The organism is Moritella dasanensis ArB 0140 (assembly GCF_000276805.1).
GTDB lineage: Bacteria > Pseudomonadota > Gammaproteobacteria > Enterobacterales > Moritellaceae > Moritella > Moritella dasanensis.
This window is the reverse complement of record NZ_AKXQ01000019.1, coordinates 59,499-81,153: the sequence shown is the minus strand read 5'-3', so window position 1 is coordinate 81,153 and position 21,655 is coordinate 59,499. Positions and strand designations below refer to the sequence as shown.

Sequence of the window (21,655 nt, the reverse complement as noted above, 5' to 3'; positions counted from 1 at the left end):
TAAATAATAATGCGACTAAAAACAACAACTTAAAGAATTAAAACCTAAGTCACAGTTGTAACATTATCATTACTTCCTACGTATCGCTAGCCACAAGGCTAAAAACAGCCTCTGTTGTTTAATAGAATGTGACAGCCACCTAGCTCTCGCACTATATTGCCATTCAGACCACGCAGCAATAACGCGACCTTTACGGTTATCTTGAGTATTACCGCTATTTTTAGTATTACCGCTATATAGTTGCGTTCCTTGTTGCTGCGACAATGGATCTGCATGACAGGATCCTCGAGATCCAGACTGACGTAACTGCCTATTACCACTATATTTATAGTGCTGATTGTATAAATCCCGCGTGCACAACGACCATTGCTGGCGATAAACATTAACCATAAACATTAACCAATAAGGCAGTTTCGCATGCTGGTATTGTCGCCATAAACGGTGACCTGTATAAATAACCAGTCCCCCTATAATAAGACAACTTAATATCCACATCTGATAGGCACGAATAAAACTAGCAGGCGTATGATCTACCGACCATTGCCCACCAGGCAAGGTTAAAGGCTGCAACGTTTGCGTTTCAGTATTCCACCACAACAGGCTTAATACGGGTAAATCTAATTGACCATTTTTCTGAATAATATAAGTGTGCGTTATGGTTTTAGAGGCGTAAAAACCATCGCGGTCTTCGCTATCTCGAGCATTACCTTTGTCACGGTAAGATTGCACACTTTCAGATTGAAACGGGGCAAAGTCAGGTAACAGCATAATACTGGTATCTCTGCCTGCTATCGTCACTGTTCGCGTGATCGCGTCCCCGACTTTTAATTCACTATCTGGTTCAATATTCCAGACTTGGCTAAACGTCAATTCTGGTGCTGCAACCCAATTTACATCTTGGCTTAACCGAGCGTCAGGCAAAGCAACATTAAAACTTAACGGCCTAGTGAGTAAATGACCCGTTACTTTTTCTCCCGGCGCACTGGCAATACTCACACTCACCGGAATAGCAGGTACGATATATTCGCCACTCACTTGCGGATAAAGTGTTAATTGCCACTCTTGTATTGACCAAGTGATACCTTTTTCACGTTGAGCATAATTATTCGCTAATTTATTACGTTGTAACACCAAGCTATTATCGACACTAAACGGACTGATGTAGGTTCCCGCCGCAAACCAACGGTCGGTTTTAATCTGAATATATAAATCAACTTGCTGGCGAGGGGCAAACTCAGAGCCAATAATATCAAGACCGTTAAGAGATCCATCGGCATTTTTTTGCGCAGGTTCGATCCATGCTTTAATTTGTAATTTATTTTGCTGTAACAAATCTTGCACTGTCGTCGCGTGAGCAACATTAATCATCGCGATCTGAAAAACTAAGCAGCAAATAGCCGTATAAATAAATCGCATCATGGTCTCCCCTCCATTTGCAACTGTTGAGAAAACTTAGTCATGAGAAAACGTTCGGGATCGCCTTGCACACGCTTCATCCACGCTTGACTAAGCGCCTCATCTTGCAATAATTGTTCGGCGTTATAACTTTCCTTAATGAGCTGTTCTTCTCTCATCATTTTCTCGGCACCGTCACTTGTTTGTGGTTGATCACCTAATTCTTTTGATGCTTCATTCTCGTTATCTGTTTGGCTTTCACTCATGCGATTAATATCATCAATAATCTTCTGCACTATCACTAAATTATGTGCAGCTTGCAGATAGTCCGGATTTTCTTTTACTATCTGCTTAAACAAATTTCGAGCCGCGATATACTCACGTGATTGCGCTAAGGCACTGGCGGCTCCAAATCGTGCGACAGGATTATCTACCCGCATAAAATAGCGACGAGCAAGGTCAAATTCTTCGGCAAAGTAATAGGCAGAAGCTTTCCACATAAGATCATCAAAACGCACTGCAGCTTGTGCATAGTTACCGCGGTTAAAATAATATTGTCCTTGTTGATCGGCCGTCATCCATAAATCAGCAAAACGCCATTGTGGTTGTAGACCTTCTTTGACTGAATTTGTCATCTGCTCAGAGGCAACGTTAGCCAATACAGGCGGAGCAGGGAAATAAGTTAAAGCAAACAAGAGTAATACCGACTGTAAGCTCCAATTAATTGTCCAGCCACGACGGAACCACAATAAAAATAATAGCGCTAATAAAAACACTAAGTTATAGCCCATATCAGCCCAAGGTTGAGCGTTATCATTACTCAGCAACATAAATTGCTGAATATTATCTTGAATCCATTCAACATCGCTATTATCGGTAGATATAGAATGATAGTAACCACTTGCACTTTTTGCTAACGATTTTAATCCATCGGCGTCAAAAGGGACTGATACTGCTTGTTCATTATTCCCAACACCTAAAACTAATAACAAGGGCGGGCTTTGCTTTGAATTTAAATCGGAATTAGTGGCACTTATATTGTTATTGCTATTAATAGAGCCATTAAAATAATCAACAAAGCGTGCTTTTGTATCGCTGCCTAACCCATCAGTAATCAATAGCACAGATCCCGGATTACCTTTACTGCGCTCAGCAGCTAACAATGTATCTATATTCGCTAAACTATATTCAGCAAACTTACCTTTTCGTGGCATGATCTTAGGCGATACCGCTTGCAATAATGGCGTAAAAATAGCGTTATCACGGGTTAATGCCATTGCGGTATGTGCACTGCCAGCATAAACCACCAGCGCAGTACTACCACCTTCACGTAGTGCCAATAAATCACTGATTTTTTGCTTTGCCCGCACCAGCCGACTCGGTTGAATATCTTGTTGCAACATAGACTCTGATACATCTAAAACAATCACCAACGGCGCAGTATCCTCACCAAAAGGCGATGTTTGGCGTAACCAACTCGGTCCTGCCGCAATGATAATGGCCAGAACAACAAGAAAGCCCCATAATTTTAACGGTAAGAGTTTTTTCCAACCTTGCTCACCAACGGTTAATGCCGCTAATAAGTGGGGGGGGAAATTTTTAAGCCCACCTTCTTGTGATTTTTTTTGTCTAAAATTCATCACAAAAAATAAAATAAATGGCACGAAGGCTAGTAACCATAACGGCCGTATAAAGTGAAAGTTTTGCCATACAATGGAAAAATACATTAGCCCTCCCCACGTTTATTCAACAACAAATCACGTTTAGATTGTTGCTTACTAAGATAGTAACTACGCCATATAACTAAGCTGTAAATAATAAAGTAAATACTTATGGATAAAGCGATAGGCGCATAGTGGATACTTACTTTGGGTTGATAACTAAAACTCGCAAACTGACTTGGTTCTAGCGTGCTGATTTCCGCATAAACACGATTTAGCTCGACAGAGGAGATAGCCTGAAAAGCTTGTCCGCCAGTGATCTCAGCAACACCATCAATCACGGCCATATCGAGCGCTTGCTCACCAAAGGTACGAGGATCGCCAATAGCAATCATGTGGATTTTAATACCACGACTCGCCGCAATTTTTGCCGCCTCTAACGGCGGCACCAAACTATCGGTATCATTACCATCAGTTAATACAATCACTACTTTTTGTTTATCCGCGGTACTTTTATCTGCACTCGCGTTACTATTTTCTTTTGCTATAGGCGCTTTTATCGCTTCATCCGTCATTACTTTTATCGCTAACCCTAAGGCATCACCAAGGTGAGTACTTTGCCCAGCCATAGCCACTTCCGACTCATTTAACAAACCGAGCCATGCTTGATGATCGGCGGTAAAGGGGGCTTGTAAATAGGCAGCATCACCAAATAAAATGAGTCCTAAACGATCACCACTACGTTGCTGTGAAAATTCAGCTAATACATTTTTTACCGCCGTTAAGCGTGAAATACTGTCGCTACCTGGAACACTGAAATCTCGACTATCCATCGAGCCAGATAAATCGACCACCACCATCAAATCACGACCAAACTGCGAACGTATTTGTGGTTCACCCAGCCACATCGGTTTTGCCATCGCAACAACCAACAATAACCACACCAGCGATAATGCGATACGTTGCCATATTTTCGGTTCTAGCTTCACCGCTCCTGTATTAGGCTGCTCTCCAGATAAACTCACCAGTTGACTAAAAAACGGCACTTGCAGCGCTGACTGTTTTATTTTATAAGCCGGCGAAAATCGTTGAATAAACCAAGGTAATGGCAACAATAAAAATAACCACGGATAACTGAACTCAATCATGCTTATTGTGAACATGCTCATTTCCTCCTAATTCAGTACCTAGCTCACTGCCTGGCTCACGACCTAATTCGGCATCATCAATATGTAATTTAAGCCAGCGCTGCGTCGATAATATCAATACCTGATTATGGGATGCAGACCACTCACTTAGCGCGAGTGGTAAATACAGCGCTTGTTGCCATAACTCCCCTATCGCGGAATCAAACTCGGTACTGTCTTGTGTACAGCTATCTAAAAAAACTAAAAACGCAGGTCCTTGTAATTGACCTGCTGTTAATGACTGCTTTGGGTATGCTTGCAAACATGCTTGCTGTAATAATTGGTGAATAAATCGCGGTGTATGTGAACAGTCACTTACATCGTAAGCCAATAATTTAGACTGTAGTTTTTTCCGATAACGATTTCGCCAATATTTCTGCCCTGCTAACAGTAAATAGCGACCAATAAATAATGCCAGTACTAAACCGACCACCAGCCAACCCCAAGTTTGGGGTAAAAAACTTATCTGCTCAGGGGCATTAATTTGTACCATGTCACGTAATAGTAAGTTACCGAATGCATCGCCGACTAAATTTGCATTATCAACATCTGCCATTATCATTCCTCCTCGCTATTTTTATGATTCATATGAAAAGCAGACTTAAATTGATTAATCTCATTGCCGTCAGTACCAACATCTATTATCGAAAATGAAGATAATTGTAGGGCTTGTTGTAGTAAATTTTGCTTAGCCAAAAAAGCAGCTTGATAAGCATGTTGTAAGGCATTTTTATTACGTTGTAATTGCTGACTAGAAAGCTGTAATTGATAATGCCCATCACTGGTAATCAGTGAATCGACATTTATTAGATTCTGTTCAAGAGGATCACTAATATGCACAGCAATAACATCATTATGCTGCTGCAGCGCACGTAACCTATCTGTGCATTCTTCATCAAAACCATACCAGTCGCTGATAATGACAAATGTTTTTGACTTTGCTTGCAATGCTTGCAGCGTCGCTAACATATCGGTTAAACGTATCTTTGGCACGTCAACATCCGCAATACCGACTTGCAGCTGATGATTAACAGTATGCAATTGCTGAATAAATTGCATCGCTAATGCACTACTGCGCTGTGGTTTAAAATGGAAACTCGAGTTGTCATTAAAAATATAACCACCAACACGGTCGGCATCAGCAAGTACACGCCATAGACACAGCGTTGCAATATTGGCTGCGACAACTGATTTCATCGTCTGCTGTGAACTAAAAAACATCGATTGACGCTGATCGACACACAGCCAAATCTGCCGCTCTTTTTCTTCACTGTAAGCGCGTACATGCGGTTTACCGGTTCTTAACGTGACTTTCCAATCTAAGTTTTTAACGTCATCGCCATTATTATAATGGCGCAATTCTTCAAAGTTTAATCCTCGTCCGCGTAAGCGTGATTCATGTAACCCCGAAAAAATACTACAACGTCCCTGCTTGGGAGAAAAACTAAAACCTGCCGTTTGCGCTTTAATTTTTAATAAATCATTTAAATCCGTATATATACGCGGATCATCATGCAAAGAACTGCCTGGTTTATCCGTCGTTGAAAACCATGTACTCCAAGCCATAACGCTACCCAATCAACACATGTTCAAGGATCTCATCAATCACCTGAGTTGTGGTGATCCGCTCACTAATGGCCGTATAACTTAATACTAAACGATGCCCTAATACCAAATGCACCATAGCGCGTACATCATCCGGGTCGACATAATCACGTCCCGCTAACCAGGCATGTGCTCTAGCACCACGATCGAGCGCGATACTGGCTCTGGGACTTGCGCCGACAGATAACCATTGCGGAAATTGAGCATGGCTATAATCGCCTATGCCTCGCGTTGCCATCACCAAATTAACCACATAACTTTTTAACAATGGTGAAATATAGATCCGAGACACTTCTTGTTGCGCGACAATGATATGTTCAGGTCGAATCATCAGTTCGGGGATTGAGAGACTGTTTTTGATAATACCTTGAGGCTGAGATCCTGCAGGATCCTTTGGCTCACTATCTTCAGATGAATCATCACTCGATATACTCATTAACTCTTCTTCGCGTACCAAATCAATAATCGCTAGCTCAGATTCGGCATCGGGATAATCGACATTCACTTTCAACATAAAACGATCCATTTGCGCTTCAGGTAACGGATAAGTACCTTCTTGTTCCACTGGATTTTGAGTCGCTAATACCATAAATAAATGCGGTAGTTGACGCGTTTCACCTGCCGATGTGACTGAATTTTCAGCCATCGCTTCTAGCAACGCAGATTGTACTTTTGCTGGCGCTCGGTTAATTTCATCGGCGAGGACTAAATTGTTAAAAATAGGCCCGGGTTGAAATGTCAGGCTGTGCTTACCATCAACCTCACGGTAAATTTCAGCGCCTGTTACATCAGACGGTAATAAATCAGGAGTGAATTGCACACGACCGAAATCAGCATTCATGGCATCAGCGAGCGCTTTAATCGAACGTGTTTTGGCTGTACCGGGCAAACCTTCGAGCAGCACATGACCACGGGTTAATAAACCAATCAGCAAGGCTTTGACTACATCGTCTTGACCGACGACAGATTGATTAACGGTATTAGATAATTGTTTAAATACTTGCTGGGAAAGGCTCATAACAGTCTCATGTTCTACGCAGAATGATAGACAGTTATGATATGAGGTTAATGACAGAGGTAACACAGTAATACTACTGATCGTGCGCTGATAATCGGTGAAAACGTATTAAACGGCAATAAGTCAGCTCGACTTACTGCCACTCAATAAAACTATGCGGTTTGTTCACTCACGGTTAATTTATCAAAGAATAATCGCGTTTCTTCAATCACCACATGACGTAAACCAATCAAACCGATTAGGTTCGGGATCGCCATTAAGCCATTAACAATATCCGCCAAGATCCAAATCAGATCCAGATGTAGGAACGCGCCACCAGCAACCAATAAAATATAACCATACTTGTACGGTTTAATGCCCTTTTGGCCAAACAGATATTGCACACAACGTTCACCATAATAATTCCAACCTAGAATAGTCGTGAAAGCAAAGAACACTAACCCTAAGGTAATCACATATTGGCCGATTAACGGGGATAGACCTTGTTCAAATGCTAACGTTGTCATCGCTGCGCCGGAAGTCTCACCACTCCATACCCCTGTTAGCACTAACGTCAGCCCTGTCATAGTACAAATAATGATGGTATCGAAGAAAGTACCCGTCATTGAAATCAAGCCCTGCTTTACACAAGAATCTGTTTTTGCAGCCGCAGCGGCGATTGGTGCGCTACCTAAACCCGACTCATTAGAAAACACACCACGCGCCACACCACTTTGGATAGCCAGCATCACAGTCGCCCCTAAGAAACCACCGGTTGCTGCGGTTGGCGTAAAGGCACTACTGATCACTAAAGCAATGGCACCTGGTACAGCTTCAATATTAAATAACAGCACCAACAACGACGCAAAGACATAACATACCGCCATCACAGGAACAGTACGCTGAGCAATATCAGAAATAGAACGAATACCGCCAAGCGTCACCATCGCCACCAATATCGTCAGCACTGCAGCAGACAGCCACACTGGCACGTCAAAAGATATCTGCACGGCTTCAGTGATCGCATTCACTTGCGGAAAAGTACCAATACCAAAGCACGCTACGCCAATACCAAAAAGTGCAAAAGCTTTAGCTAAAAAGCGATTGCCCAAACCATGCTCAAGGTAATACATCGGGCCGCCTGCCATTTGGCCTTTTTCATCAACGACGCGATATTTCACTGCTAATAAACATTCGGCATATTTGGTTGCCATGCCAAAAAAGGCCGCCATCCACATCCAAAATAATGCTCCGGGACCACCCATTTTAATGGCGGTGGCAACGCCGACTATATTACCGGTACCGATAGTGGCAGAAAGCGCGGTGCATAATGCCGCAAAGCTACTGATGTCGCCTTTCTGACCATCGCCTTTATCCCCTGAAAACAAATATTTTAGCGCTAACGGTAACTTAGTAATTTGTAAAAAACCTAAACGCAAAGTGAGATAAATACCGGTGCCGACCAAGAGTAATAATAATGGCGGGCCCCAAATAAAATGATCGATGCTTTGTAGGATATTTTGCAGCGGTTGTGATAAAAAATTAACGATGGATTGCAGTAACGAAGACTGTAGTGGTAAATCGGTGATATCTGGTAGTGCAGATGCTGATAGCTCTGATGCAGATAGTGTAGGTGCTAATAATGTTGATGTTAATAGTGCTGTTAAATGTGCTGTTAATTGTAAAGAGTGCATTAAAATCATTCCTCAAGAATGTGAATCTGAGGAGGATGTAATTATTCAAAATGGGTAAACGAAGCAAAAAAACCACAGCAACAGCCAAGGCAAAAAGCAGACGTGAAAGTACGCAAAAAAAATAATCCTATCCTCTGTCCTTTGTACCTGAGAGTTTCAACGACATTGTCGCTTTGCTCCTTCGGCGTCCAATTTAATGGATCTCTCCAGAGGCTCGTCCAGTAACAGTCCCTACTTTTCCTCGCGGAATAAAGCGCCTGAAAGATTTACTTCTTCGGCGGGCACTTATTTATTTGAATCCAAGTGCCACTCTCCTGCTACCTTCATCCGAACTTAGTGTGGATATATCGCAACATTAAATGCTACGAATGGATAAATACTAGCACGGAATACTTCAATAAAAATACATAATGCAGTGTGAATGATTAACAATTAATCTGTAGACAAAAAAAAGCCCTGCAACTCAGGGCTTTTTCATCATCAGTAATAAGTTAATAACGTTTAGGCGTTATTGGCTAATGCTTAACTCATCATCAACCACGCTTATTTTCACGGCTTTACCCGGGACTATACTGCCCGCCAAAATGGCATTAGCCAAGCGATTTTCAACCTGTTTTTGTAATACCCGTTTAAGTGGTCTAGCACCAAATAACGGATCGAAGCCAGCATCGGCTAATTTTGCTAACGCCCCCGCGGTAATCGACAAGCCATAGCCTAATTGTTTTAAGCGTGCTTCTAATGATTTTAATTGGATCGCGGCAATTTTCTCGATGTGACTACGGCCCAATGGGTGGAATATCACAGTATCATCAATCCGGTTAATAAACTCTGGACGGAAAGTCTGACCAAGTAACTCTAATAACTGATCCTTCACGGTATCGTAATCATGTTTACCATATTCAGCTTGGATAATATCTGAGCCTAAATTAGACGTCATAATAATCACGGTATTACGGAAATCAACGGTACGGCCTTGACCATCGGTTAAACGGCCATCATCTAATACCTGTAATAAAATATTAAAGATATCTGGATGGGCTTTTTCAATTTCATCCAGCAAGATCACCGAATACGGTTTACGGCGTACGGCTTCGGTCAGGTAACCACCTTCTTCATAGCCGACATAACCCGGAGGTGCGCCGATTAAACGTGCAACCGAATGTTTTTCCATAAATTCCGACATATCAATGCGAACCATGGCATGGTCGGAGTCAAAGATAAAATCAGCCAAAGCTTTGCACACTTCGGTTTTACCGACACCCGTTGGGCCCATAAATAAGAATGAACCCATCGGACGGTTTGGATCGGCTAAACCCGCACGGCTACGACGAATAGCATTAGAAACAACACTAATGGCTTCTGCTTGGCCGATAACACGTTCGTGTAAGTTATCTTCCATCGCCAATAATTTTTCTTTTTCGCCTTCCAGCATGCGGTTCACTGGGATACCGGTCCAGCGCGATAGAATATCAGCGATCTCAGCTTCACCAACCTTATGCTTTAACAAGGTCATGTCTTGCATCTCTGCTTGCGCGGCGAGATCTAATTGTTTTTCTAACATCGGGATCGTACCGTATTGCAGTTCCGACATTTTATTTAAATCGCTGGCGCGTCTGGCTACATCCAGTTCGACACGGGCTTTATCTAACGCCGATTTAATGTGTTTAGTACCAGAAAGTGCGGCTTTTTCGGTGCGCCATATCTCGTCTAAATCGTTAAACTTATCTTGTTTTTCTGCTAATTCTTCTGCCAATATGGTTAGGCGTTTAATACTGGCAGCATCATCTTCTTTTTCAAGTGCTTGCTGCTCAATTTTAAGCTGAATAATACGACGTTCTAACTTATCTAACGCTTCTGGTTTGGAATCCATTTGCAGACGAATCGATGATGCAGCTTCATCAATCAGATCAATGGCTTTATCAGGTAATTGACGGTCGGAAATATAACGGTGTGATAAAGTGGCCGCCGCGACAATCGCCGGATCGGTAATATCAACATTATGATGCAGTTCATAACGCGCTTTTAGACCACGTAAGATAGCAATGGTATCTTCAACACTCGGTTCTTCAATTAATACTTTTTGGAAACGACGTTCAAGCGCCGCATCTTTTTCAATATATTTACGATACTCATCTAACGTCGTCGCGCCCATACAATGTAACTCACCACGCGCTAATGCAGGTTTTAACATATTACCCGCATCCATGGCTCCATCGCCTTTCCCCGCGCCGATCATCGTATGCAATTCATCAATAAATAGAATTGTTTGACCTTCGGTTTGCTCGAGTTCTTTGATCACCGATTTCAAGCGTTCTTCAAACTCACCACGGTATTTGGCACCCGCGATTAACGCCCCCATATCCAGTGATAATACCCGTTTATTCTTTAAACCTTCTGGCACTTCACCATTAACAATACGTTGTGCTAAACCTTCGGCAATCGCCGTTTTACCCACGCCAGGTTCACCAATTAATACCGGGTTATTTTTAGTCCGGCGTTGTAATACTTGAATCGCACGACGGATCTCGTCATCACGACCGATCACAGGATCAAGCTTACCGACTTCAGCACGTTCAGTCAGATCTAAGGTATATTTAGTTAATGCTTCACGCTGTTCTTCTGCACCTTGGTTATCCACTTTTTCGCCACCGCGGATCACATCAATCGCTTCTTCCACTTGTTTGCGCGTGCCACCTGCTTTACGTAACAACTCACCTAAACGGCCTTTATCTTCAACCGCTGCCAGAACAAACATCTCGGAAGAAATAAATTTATCTTTACGTTTTTGGGCAAATTTATCACACAAGTTTAAGAGCATATTCAACGCTGACGATAATTGGATGTCGCCTTGTGTACCTTGCACTTGTGGTAAACGCTCTAACTCATCGGCTAACTGCCAACGTAATGAATTGGCATCGATGGTTGCGGCAGTGAGCAAGGGACGAATAGAGCTGTGATCTTGATTTAATAACGCGGTCATCAAGTGAATAGGTTCGATAAATTGATTATCTTTACCCAAAGCAAGTGACTGCGCATCAGAAATAGCCATTTGAAATTTGGAAGTAAGTTGATCTAAGCGCATAGCGATGTCCTATCGGTGTTGAGCAAAAAGCAGATGCAGCAACGCTGCTATAGTCATGAATTGTCATGATAGTCGTGAGATATAATTATAGTCGTTTAATGGGTTTGGGGATATGTAATAAGACACTAATACCCATAGTTATGATCTGGGGATTATTTATTGAATTTCAAGGTAAATCAAACTTGCCTGGCGGCCTGTTTGGTGATCTCGTCGATAAGAATAGAATAAATCAGTTTCACGGTATGTACAGTGGTCACCACCATAAATATCAGCAGTATTAACCGTTAACGCCTGTAAGCGTTGTCGTGCTAATAAATAGAGATCAGCTAACCATTTATCACCATCGGCAATAAAAGCGCTGCTTGCTTGCGGATCATGCGTAATAAAGGCATCACGTACCTCACTACCCACTTGAAAATGTCTCTGGCTAATTGCTGGACCTAACCACACCAATAAATCATTCGGTGTAGCGCTTAATTTGGCAAGGGTATTTTCAATGATACCATCGAGTAAACCACGCCAGCCAGCATGAATAGCGGCGACTTGCGTGCCTGCTTTATCGCAAATTAACAGCGGTAAACAGTCAGCAGTCATCACTAAACAAACTTGCCCCGTCATTTGGGTAACAGACGCATCAGCAGCGGGTAATTGCTCGGCATCATGAGATTGACCCACAAGACTAACAACATCCGTACTGTGCGTTTGATTCAACCAATATGGCTGTTGTGGCAAATGCCCAGCTGTCATTAACAACTGTCGATTCTGCCACACCAACTGACTATCATCTTGCACATGCAGACCTAAATTTAGTCCAGCATAGGGCGCATGACTCACACCACCCTCACGAGTGGTGCTCAGCGCTTTGACATTGCCCGGCGCAGGCCAGTTTGGTTGAATAAGACGAGGCATCATTAATGATTAGCTAATGTAATCATCAACCATGTTTAACGCAGTATCTTCACGTAGGATATGAATAAGCGTATTCATATCAGACGGACGTTCTGCGCGCCACATCATCATTTCACCGGTTACTGGATGCTCTAATCTCAACATACGTGCGTGTAGAGCCTGACGGCCAAAACCACGTAGTGCCAAAATTAGCGTATCAGTTGCATTGCCAGGTGGCTTTGGACGACCAGAATAAACCGGATCTCCAACGATTGGATGCGTAATGTGAGTCATGTGTACACGGATTTGATGCGTACGACCTGATTCAAGACGCAATCTTAACAACGTATGCGCACGGTATTTTTCGGCTACACGGTAATGCGTTTTCGCCGCTTTACCAAGTGGACGAACAGCCATTTGGATACGTTTCGTTGCATGACGACCAATCGGCTCATCAACAAAACCACCAGCAGTCATTGAACCGGTTACAATCGCTTCATACTCACGCGTAATTTTACGCGCTTGTAGTGCAATCACTAAATGCGTTTGCGCTGGAATTGTTTTCGCAATTACCATCAAACCAGTCGTGTCTTTATCCAGACGGTGAACGATACCAGCACGTGGTACGTTAACAATGTCAGGGTAACGGAATAACAATGCGTTAAGCACTGTACCATCCGGGTTACCTGCACCAGGGTGAACAACTAAGCCCGCTGGTTTATTGATCACAAGAATATCGTCATCTTCATAAACAATATTAAGTGGCATATCTTGTGGCTCGTAGCGTACTTCTTCGTCAACTTCCGCGTTCAATACAATGGTGTCACCAAATTGCATTTTACCGCGAGCTTTAACTACAACTTCGCCATTTAAGGTAACAAATCCAGCAAGAATCCATTCTTTTAGACGTGAACGAGAATAATCTTGGAACATCTCAGCTAAAACTTGGTCTAAACGTTGACCGACTTGGTGTTCTGCAACGACGGCAGAAAGTTCTATTTGTTGGCTCATAGGTAGCAGGGACCCTCTTCGGTCCTAATTTTCAGTATAATTACAGGATTCAGGCTATTTTAGCCTTTTATTTTGCTGTAGCATATTAGCTACGTAATTATTTTCGCATTAAGCAATTTGGAATTTATCCAACCTAATGAAAAAATCAATAAAATTAGCAATAAGTTTATCACTCGCACTCGTTGTAGCTACCGGTTGTTCTTCAAAAACAGAATCATCGGTACCAGATAAACCAGCCATTGAGTTGTACAGCATCGCTCAACAATCGTTACAAGCGGGTAATTTTGTATCCGCAATTGAAACGCTTGAAGCGCTTGATACGCGTTATCCATTTGGCCCGCACACAGTGCAAGTACAACTAGACTTGATTTATGCTTACTACAAGAATAGTGACACTGCACAGGCATTGGCCAATATAGATCGCTTTATTCGCTTAAATCCAAGCCATAAAGACATTGATTATGTCTACTATATGCGTGGACTTACCAATATGGGCGCGGATTATAACCTATTTCATGCCCTATTTAATATAGATCGTTCAGATCGAGACCCAAGTTATGCAAATGCGGCCTTCAATGACTTCTCTCGCTTAATCAAACGCTACCCAGAAAGTGAGTATGTGGCTGATGCGCAGAAGCGTGCGATTGCAATTAAAAGTCGCCTTGCGCGTTATGAATTATCTGCCGCTGAATATTACATGAAGCGTAAGGCCTACATCGCTGCGATCCAACGTGCACAACACATTATCGACAATTTCGCCGACACTGAATCACGTACTGGCGCGTTAAAAGTAATGATTAAAGCCTACGATCTGTTAGAACAGCCAGCACTAAAAGCCAACGCAGAAAAGATTTTAGCGGTTAACTTAGGTTAATATTTAGCGTGTCTTAGTGCTGATTATTAAGTCTAAAAATAAAATATAAAAAAACGGCGTCTATGCAAATAGACGCCGTTTTTGTTTTGATTTACCGCATAAAGTGTACCGCTAAAGTATTAAACCTCGCGCGACAGCCTTAAACGTAATCATTATTTATGGTATTGCTTACTGAATTCACCAACCGCTTCGATGAATACACCGGCTTTTTCAGGTTCAACATCTAAATGGATACCGTGACCTAAGTTCATCACGTGACCATTGCCTTCACCAAAACCAGCTAAAATCGTGCTTACTTCTTCACGAATACGTTCTGGTGATGCATAAAGCATTGAAGGATCCATATTACCTTGAAGTGCAACTTTATCGCCAACACGTGCTTTTGCTTCAGCAATATCAATTGTCCAATCAAGACCAATCGCGTCACAACCTGTTGCTGCGATTTGCTCGATCCATTGACCACCATTTTTAGTGAACAAAGTAACTGGTACTTTACGACCATCGCTGAAACGCGTTAAGCCATCAACAATTTTGTGCATGTACTGCAGTGAGAAATCTTTGTAATCACGTGGTGATAATACGCCACCCCAAGTATCAAATACCATCACAGATTGTGCACCCGCAGCAATTTGCGCATTCAGGTAAGTGATAACAGAATCAGCTAGTTTATCTAATAATAAATGTAATGTTTGCGGTTCAGCAAAACCCATTTTTTTAATTTTAGTAAACGTTTTTGTACCACTGCCTTCAACCATGTAAGTTGCCAGTGTCCAAGGGCTACCAGAAAAACCAATTAATGGCACTGCGCCATCAAGATTTTTACGGATAGTACGCACTGCATTCATTACATATTGCAGCTCACCTTCTGGATCTGGGTGACCAATTTTATCAACATCCGCTTTACACGTGATCGGACGCTCAAATTTAGGACCTTCACCTTCTGAAAAGTACAGACCTAAACCCATCGCATCAGGGATGGTTAAAATATCTGAAAACAGAATAGCCGCATCAAGTGGAAAACGGCGTAATGGTTGTAGCGTTACTTCACAAGCAAGTTCAGCATTCTTACACAGCGACATAAAGTCACCCGCTTCAGCGCGCGTTGCTTTATATTCTGGTAAATAACGGCCTGCTTGACGCATCATCCATACTGGTGTTTGGTCTACCGATTCTTTGGCTAACGCACGTAAATAACGATCATTCTTTAACTCGCTCATATCCTTTCCTGAATTGCGGCTCTAATATGGCGTGATTGTAACATTATTCAACAATTGACAAAATATTTGACGCCATTTTCATGACTAATTTACCAACAAGTTGATCCTAACAGGGCATTCATCGCCAAAATACCGGATTACACCGTCTTGTTCAGGCCTAAACGGAGAAAAAAACAACAAATTTGCAACGCCACTCCGACGTCACTGGCAAACTAGTTTCACTACATTCAATAATGGTAATTAGTTTGCACAATTAACGCTAAGTTAATCAGAGACATCAATCACAATTATTTAACAAGCTTGCTGAACAAAAGCAAAAATCAGTCATAACAAATGCTTATGTGCTATCATTAGTGCTACAACAGTTTTAAACCCGTAACGATGCTTTAGTAGATTAATCTGTTATTGTGACGCCAATTAATCAGGTTTGACCAGATAAAATAGTGTTGACGTATTACGGTAAAAAATTTAGTAATAGGACACCTTAATTTTTTAAGGGTACATGGAGTAAGTCATATGTTAACTAAATTAGAACAAGCGCAACAAGCTTGGGGCGGAACACACAACGCCATTGATCATTGGCTCGAAGAGCGACAAGAATTAATTGTCGATTATTGCAAACTCGAAGGCTTACCCCCATTTCAGAAAACTGCCGCATTGCCCAGCAAAGATGAACTACAAGCTTTCTGCCAAATTTTAATCGATTATCTATCGACAGGCCATTTCGAAGTTTACGATCAAATCGTGTCTCAGTGTGCCGAAAACAGCGCTAAAAGTTTGTCTCTTGCACAAAAAATCCAACCGAAGATCGTATTAACAACTGAAGCATTAGTTGAATTTAATGATAAATACGGTGACGGCAATCAAGATGACGACACATTAATCAAGTCTTTAGATAATGATATGTCAAAAGTCGGTGAGTTATTAGAGCAGCGTTTTGAATTAGAAGATCAATTGTTATACGCGCTTGCAACGTATCATCGCGAAGTCGTAGACGCTGAATAATCGTTGCGAATAGATAGACTAAAAAATAGTGGGTAATGCTTAAGATATAGCATTACATCATCAAGAATGACGTCTGCAATAACACAGAGTACAGAATAAAGAACACCTGATAAATAATAGCCAGCCAATAAAAAACCCATTCACATACTTAAATATGAATGGGTTTTGTCTTTTTAATCGAATAAAAACACAATAACTGAATCACTCAGCTACTGTATTTTAATACGTCTAATTATTTTTCTTGGCCAGCAATTTCAAGTAATTCAACTTCAAATACTAATGTTGAATTTGGTGGGATATCTGCACCCGCACCTTGTGCGCCGTAACCTAATTCAGATGGGATGTATAATTTATACTTACTGCCCACATTCATTAGTGCAACACCTTCAGTCCAACCAGGAATTACACGGTTAAGTGCAAATGTTGCTGGTTCGCCACGTTCAACAGAACTATCAAATACTGAACCGTCTAGCAATGAACCTGTGTAATGCACAGTTACTGTATCAGAAGGTGATGCTAGATCGCCTTCACCAGCTGTCAGTACTTCATATTGAAGACCAGAGTCTGTTGTTGTGATGCCTTCTTTTTTGCCGTTTTCAGCAAAGAAGTTTACTGAGTCAGTTTGTGCTTTTTCGCTTTCTACACGTGCTGCTTCAGTTGATAACGTATTCATTTTTTCGTCATACGCTTTTAATACAGCTTGTAACTCTTCATCAGATAACTGTGTCGTTTCGTTTAACGCATCAGTAATACCTTGAACGATGATTTCTTTATCTAACGGCGCACCTAGCTCTTCTTGACGCTTAAGCGGTGCAACCAAGTTGCGAGCGACGATTGAGCCAATTGCATAAGCGGCTTGTTGATCTTCGCTGTATGCCTTAATGTCCGTTACTTTATCTGCTTGTGCTTCTTGGCCACAGGCTGCTAACAGAGATACCGCTGAAGCGAGTATTGTTACTTTAAAAAATTTTTTCATCGAAATACCTAATTAAAATAATACAGTGAAATTACACAACTACGTTATTAGTTATACATACTTAAACTACTTAGCATTATCATAACTATTTGATGCTTCCACACAAGATATTAACAACTATAAATGTAAAAAATGATAAATCACTCTACTTTACTTAGTTTTACATCTTATCTAGGCTAGTATTTCAGCTCAAATAAATAGACATTACATGTTAAACTTAGTTTAGTAGATTATAGCCATAGCGGATAAAACATGGAAATTCAGCAATTAGAAGACCGTGTTGAAAACTTAGAAATGAAACTAAGCTTTCAAGACGACACCATCGAACAATTAAATAATGCCATTATTGATCAGCAAAAAATACTGGAAGATCAGAAAGTACAGCTGACATTTTTAATTAGCCGCATCAAAACAATGCAAGTAGGTAGTGGTCTAGCAAGTGAAGCAGACGAGACACCACCACCGCATTATTAATGCGAGAATAGTGGGCGTTGTCATCACTCAATACAAAACAGATGACTTACCGTACCGCACTAAACAAAAAAAATGCCAGTCACTGTGACTGGCATTTTTTTATTAAATCGATAACTGAGCATCACTAATGATTAGTGACCGCCGCAGCAACCGTCTTTTTTCTCTTCTTTTGGTTCTTCAGAACCACAACAGCCGCCTTCATGATCATGGTCGTGCTCATGTTCGTGGTCGTGACCACAGCCATCAGCGCCATGGATGTGACCATGTTCTAATTCTTCTTCAGTCGCTTCACGCATGCCAATGACTTCACCATTAAATTGCAGTGTACGACCTGCAAATGGATGGTTTGCATCAACAACAACAATGTCGTCTTCAACAGCAGTTACGATAATAGTGCGGTGACCCGCATCGGTGTCAGCACTGAATGCCATACCAGGTTCAACGCCTTCAACGCCTTCGAATAACTCAGCAGGTACTTCTTGTACTAGCTCAGGATCGTAGATGCCGTAACCTTGTTCAGGTTCAACTTTAACGTCAAAATCGTCACCCACTTTCAGACCTTCAAGCTCAGCTTCAAGACCAGGAACAAGGTAACCAGAACCCATTAAGAATTCTAGTGGTGATGAATCACGCGTATCATCGATAAGTTCACCTTTATCATCTGTTACTGCGAAGTGTAGTACTACAACTGAGTTTGCTTCAATAAACATATTTATTCTCTATTTCTAAATTAACTATTACAGTTTTCTTTAAGCAAGGTCATTATTAGTCTTGCTTAAAGACCCCTATCATTTGTTCGAAATCGCGGGTGGCGGTATTCACCTCTCCTTCTGCTTGCGCTTGAGTATAGCCACAACTAACACATTCAATTGTTTCTACCCCATTCACTTGAAATAGCTGGATCACATCTATTTCATTGCACGTCGGGCATTTAGCGCCGGCGACAAAGCGTCTTTTCTTCCGTTCAACCACTGCAACCTCCTAGTCTTTTCACGAGCTTAAGCGTGCTTAACAAGCTGATTTAATAAACTGATATTAAGTCTATTAGTATCGTTTGACTAAGCCATTAGCATCGTTTAACTGAGAGTGTACTTTATTCTTAGTACAAATTTCAAAGTTTAACATTTTAAAATGGGCGTAAATCCGCTAAAATCGCCGCAATTATAGTTACTAATAGCCCTCATATGATCATAGCTAGCGATATTGAACTTCTGCGTGGCGGCAAGCCGCTTATTACGAATACCAGTGCCAAAATCAACCCAGGTCAAAAGGTTGGTTTAGTTGGTAAGAACGGCTGTGGTAAATCCAGTCTATTTGCCCTGATCCGCCATGAAATTAGTTTGGATAACGGTAGCCTAACCTATCCAACGGGTTGGCAAGTATCGAGTGTTAAACAGGAAACCCCTGCACTCGATCGCAGCGCCCATGATTACGTGTTAGATGGTGATATTGAATTTCGTCAATTAGAAGCGGATCTTGCACAAGCTGAAGCGGTAGATAACGGCAACAAGATTGCTGAGATCCACGGCAAGCTCGATGCGATTGGTGCTTATGGCATTAACGCGCGCTGCTCTGAACTGTTATCAGGTTTAGGTTTTAGCGAAGACAAACAACAACTCCCGGTACAGAGCTTCTCGGGTGGTTGGCGTATGCGTTTAAACTTAGCGCAGGCACTGTTATGCCGTTCTGACCTATTACTACTAGATGAACCAACCAACCACTTGGATTTGGATGCGGTTATCTGGTTAGAAAAATGGTTAAAACAATATGACGGCACCTTAATGCTGATCTCGCATGATCGCGATTTCCTTGATGCTATTATTACTAAGATCATTCACGTTGAAGACCGAAAGCTCAACGAATACACAGGTGATTACACCTCATTCGAAAAACAGCGTGCTGAAAAACTATCTCAACAACAATCTATGTTTGAAAAGCAACAGCGTGAAGTTGCCCACATGCAAAGTTATATTGACCGTTTCCGTTATAAAGCATCAAAAGCCAAACAAGCGCAAAGTCGTATTAAAGCGATGGAACGTATGGAACTTATTTCTGCGGCCAATGCTGATTCGCAATTTAGCTTTCGTTTCTTAGAACCTGATGCGCTGCCAATGCCGTTGTTAACAATGGAAAATGTATGTGCAGGTTATGGCGACACCCTGATTCTTGATAACATTAAGTTGAATCTAGTCCCAGGCAGCCGTATTGGTTTATTGGGTCGTAACGGCGCAGGTAAATCAACATTAATTAAATTGTTGTCTGCTGAAATGATGCCACTAAAAGGCACGTTAGAAGTTAATCCGAATTCAAAAGTCGGTTACTTTGCCCAGCACCAATTAGAATTCTTACGTTTGGACGAAACACCATTACAACATATGGTACGTCTTGCGCCCGATAAAACAGAATTAGAACTGCGTAAATTCTTAGGCGGTTTTGGTTTCATCGGCGAGAAAGCATTAGATATCGTACGTCCATTTTCCGGTGGTGAAAAAGCGCGTTTGGTATTAGCTCTGATCGTATGGCAAAAACCGAACCTGTTACTGCTTGATGAACCAACCAACCACTTGGATTTAGAAATGCGTCACGCGCTGTCAGTTGCCCTACAAGGCTTCGAAGGCGCTATGATTGTCGTATCCCATGATCGTCACTTATTACGCTCTACGACTGATGAGCTGTACTTGGTACACGATAAAAAGGTATTACCGTTTGACGGCGACTTAGATGATTACCATGTCTGGTTATCGGAACAGCAAAAAGTTGAGAAACAAGCTACGCAAGTAGTTAATACCAGCGTCAACAGTGCGCAAGGTAAGAAAGATCAAAAACGTAAAGCCGCGGAATTACGTAAAATTACGCAACCAATACGTAAGCACATTGAAAAGCTCGACAAGCAACTTGAAACGTTAGGTGACAAGTTAACAGCCGTTGAAACCCAGCTCAGTGAAGCCAGCATTTATGAAGAGCAAAACAAAGCCAAGCTAAAAACCGCATTAAGCGAGCAAGCGAAGTTTGTTGTTGCGATTGAAGAAGCTGAAACCACCTGGATGGAATTAAACGAACAGCTTGAAGAAATGATCGAAGAAAGCGAACAAGCTTAAACGATATTGTGAATAGAGGCTGATGTTATATCCGCCTCTATTTTTTTAATAAAACAGACTTTATCAAAACAAACTTTTCCATTGCTCAGTATCAACGAACCAGCGCTCCTCATAAATTTTTTCACCTTCAAATCTGAACAACACTGATAATTGTGAAGACTCGACCTTATCGGATTTCCATTCAACGATTGAGACAACTTCATTTTCGCCTTCAGTATGTCGCAGTTCAGTGATCTCAAAACCAGGTGGCAACAAACCGCCAAGATTATTTAGCGCTTTACGAAACGTCCCTCGTCCTCGGAGGATATCTTCCTGTCCGGGCATTACAAATGTCATATCATCCGTGTAATCAGTAACCAAGGCATCAAAATCACCTTTACCTACAGCTTCCCAACCACGCTGTACTATATTCGATAACTGCATTATAACGGCCTTACTATAGGGTTTATATCACTTAACTATAGAGGGGTTTTGATTACTCGGCACTAGCC

The 21,655-nt window shown here is 41.7% G+C and carries 19 protein-coding genes and 1 riboswitch; of the genes, 4 read left to right on the top strand and 15 right to left on the bottom strand.

Going from position 1 to position 21,655, the window contains the following annotated elements; all coding sequences use genetic code 11:
- Positions 1-69 precede the first annotated feature (69 nt).
- The 10 genes from A923_RS0115530 to rluD form a co-directional block, all read right to left on the bottom strand.
- Entirely contained in the window at positions 70-1,419 is a 1,350-nt protein-coding gene (locus A923_RS0115530) for a BatD family protein (protein WP_017222603.1), read from the bottom strand.
- Positions 1,416-3,122: a VWA domain-containing protein gene (locus A923_RS0115525; RefSeq protein WP_017222602.1), complete on the bottom strand. Its 1,707-nt coding sequence runs from the start codon at positions 3,120-3,122 to the stop codon at positions 1,416-1,418. The genes A923_RS0115530 and A923_RS0115525 overlap by 4 nt, the downstream gene beginning before the upstream one ends.
- On the bottom strand, positions 3,122-4,219 hold the full coding sequence (locus A923_RS0115520) for a VWA domain-containing protein (RefSeq protein ID WP_017222601.1): 1,098 nt from the start codon (positions 4,217-4,219) through the stop codon (positions 3,122-3,124). Before A923_RS0115520 ends, A923_RS0115525 begins: the two co-directional genes overlap by 1 nt.
- Positions 4,197-4,799: a DUF4381 domain-containing protein gene (locus tag A923_RS0115515; protein ID WP_017222600.1), complete on the bottom strand. Its 603-nt coding sequence runs from the start codon at positions 4,797-4,799 to the stop codon at positions 4,197-4,199. The genes A923_RS0115520 and A923_RS0115515 overlap by 23 nt, the downstream gene beginning before the upstream one ends.
- Positions 4,800-4,801: 2 nt before the next feature.
- Entirely contained in the window at positions 4,802-5,809 is a 1,008-nt protein-coding gene (locus A923_RS0115510) for a DUF58 domain-containing protein (protein ID WP_017222599.1), read from the bottom strand.
- A 4-nt stretch (positions 5,810-5,813) separates the two neighbouring features.
- Positions 5,814-6,866, bottom strand: coding sequence for an AAA family ATPase (locus tag A923_RS0115505; RefSeq protein ID WP_017222598.1), 1,053 nt, complete (start codon positions 6,864-6,866; stop codon positions 5,814-5,816).
- A gap of 152 nt (positions 6,867-7,018) precedes the next feature.
- The gene (locus A923_RS0115500; protein ID WP_017222597.1) at positions 7,019-8,539 is read right to left on the bottom strand and encodes an alanine/glycine:cation symporter family protein; all 1,521 of its coding nucleotides are present in this window, start codon (positions 8,537-8,539) and stop codon (positions 7,019-7,021) included.
- Positions 8,540-8,663: 124 nt separating this feature from the next.
- Positions 8,664-8,759, bottom strand: a riboswitch (glycine riboswitch).
- Positions 8,760-9,047: 288 nt separating this feature from the next.
- Positions 9,048-11,621 (bottom strand): ATP-dependent chaperone ClpB, encoded by a 2,574-nt coding sequence (gene clpB / locus A923_RS0115495; RefSeq protein ID WP_017222596.1) that lies wholly within the window; start codon positions 11,619-11,621, stop codon positions 9,048-9,050.
- A 156-nt stretch (positions 11,622-11,777) separates the two neighbouring features.
- Complete coding sequence (gene pgeF, locus A923_RS0115490; RefSeq protein ID WP_017222595.1) at positions 11,778-12,533, bottom strand: peptidoglycan editing factor PgeF; 756 nt, start codon at positions 12,531-12,533, stop codon at positions 11,778-11,780.
- A 6-nt stretch (positions 12,534-12,539) separates the two neighbouring features.
- Positions 12,540-13,520: a 23S rRNA pseudouridine(1911/1915/1917) synthase RluD gene (gene rluD / locus A923_RS0115485; protein WP_017222594.1), complete on the bottom strand. Its 981-nt coding sequence runs from the start codon at positions 13,518-13,520 to the stop codon at positions 12,540-12,542.
- Between the two features lie 136 nt (positions 13,521-13,656).
- Here rluD and bamD point away from each other — a divergent pair, with 136 nt between their 5' ends.
- Entirely contained in the window at positions 13,657-14,394 is a 738-nt protein-coding gene (gene bamD / locus A923_RS0115480) for an outer membrane protein assembly factor BamD (protein WP_017222593.1), read from the top strand.
- Positions 14,395-14,546: 152 nt separating this feature from the next.
- Here bamD and hemE read toward each other — a convergent pair whose 3' ends face one another.
- Entirely contained in the window at positions 14,547-15,611 is a 1,065-nt protein-coding gene (hemE, locus tag A923_RS0115475) for a uroporphyrinogen decarboxylase (protein ID WP_017222592.1), read from the bottom strand.
- A gap of 516 nt (positions 15,612-16,127) precedes the next feature.
- On the opposite strand from hemE, the gene A923_RS0115470 reads away from it, so the two are divergent.
- Positions 16,128-16,616, top strand: a complete 489-nt coding sequence (locus A923_RS0115470; RefSeq protein ID WP_017222591.1) for an Rsd/AlgQ family anti-sigma factor — start codon at positions 16,128-16,130, stop codon at positions 16,614-16,616.
- Positions 16,617-16,848: 232 nt separating this feature from the next.
- Here the strand turns inward: A923_RS0115470 and fkpA are convergent, their stop codons facing one another.
- Positions 16,849-17,592, bottom strand: coding sequence for an FKBP-type peptidyl-prolyl cis-trans isomerase (fkpA, locus tag A923_RS0115465; RefSeq protein WP_017222590.1), 744 nt, complete (start codon positions 17,590-17,592; stop codon positions 16,849-16,851).
- A 252-nt stretch (positions 17,593-17,844) separates the two neighbouring features.
- On the opposite strand from fkpA, the gene A923_RS0115460 reads away from it, so the two are divergent.
- Positions 17,845-18,066 carry a SlyX family protein gene (locus tag A923_RS0115460; protein ID WP_017222589.1) on the top strand — a complete coding sequence of 74 codons (222 nt, stop codon included), beginning with the start codon at positions 17,845-17,847 and terminating at the stop codon, positions 18,064-18,066.
- A 131-nt stretch (positions 18,067-18,197) separates the two neighbouring features.
- Here A923_RS0115460 and slyD read toward each other — a convergent pair whose 3' ends face one another.
- Complete coding sequence (gene slyD, locus A923_RS0115455) at positions 18,198-18,776, bottom strand: peptidylprolyl isomerase (protein ID WP_017222588.1); 579 nt, start codon at positions 18,774-18,776, stop codon at positions 18,198-18,200.
- 55 nt (positions 18,777-18,831) lie between these two features.
- Positions 18,832-19,038 (bottom strand): YheV family putative zinc ribbon protein, encoded by a 207-nt coding sequence (locus A923_RS0115450; protein WP_017222587.1) that lies wholly within the window; start codon positions 19,036-19,038, stop codon positions 18,832-18,834.
- Positions 19,039-19,250: 212 nt separating this feature from the next.
- On the opposite strand from A923_RS0115450, the gene A923_RS0115445 reads away from it, so the two are divergent.
- Positions 19,251-21,164 (top strand): ABC transporter ATP-binding protein, encoded by a 1,914-nt coding sequence (locus A923_RS0115445; protein ID WP_017222586.1) that lies wholly within the window; start codon positions 19,251-19,253, stop codon positions 21,162-21,164.
- Between the two features lie 63 nt (positions 21,165-21,227).
- Here A923_RS0115445 and A923_RS0115440 read toward each other — a convergent pair whose 3' ends face one another.
- Positions 21,228-21,587, bottom strand: a complete 360-nt coding sequence (locus tag A923_RS0115440) for a nuclear transport factor 2 family protein (RefSeq protein ID WP_017222585.1) — start codon at positions 21,585-21,587, stop codon at positions 21,228-21,230.
- Between the last annotated feature and the right edge of the window lie 68 nt (positions 21,588-21,655).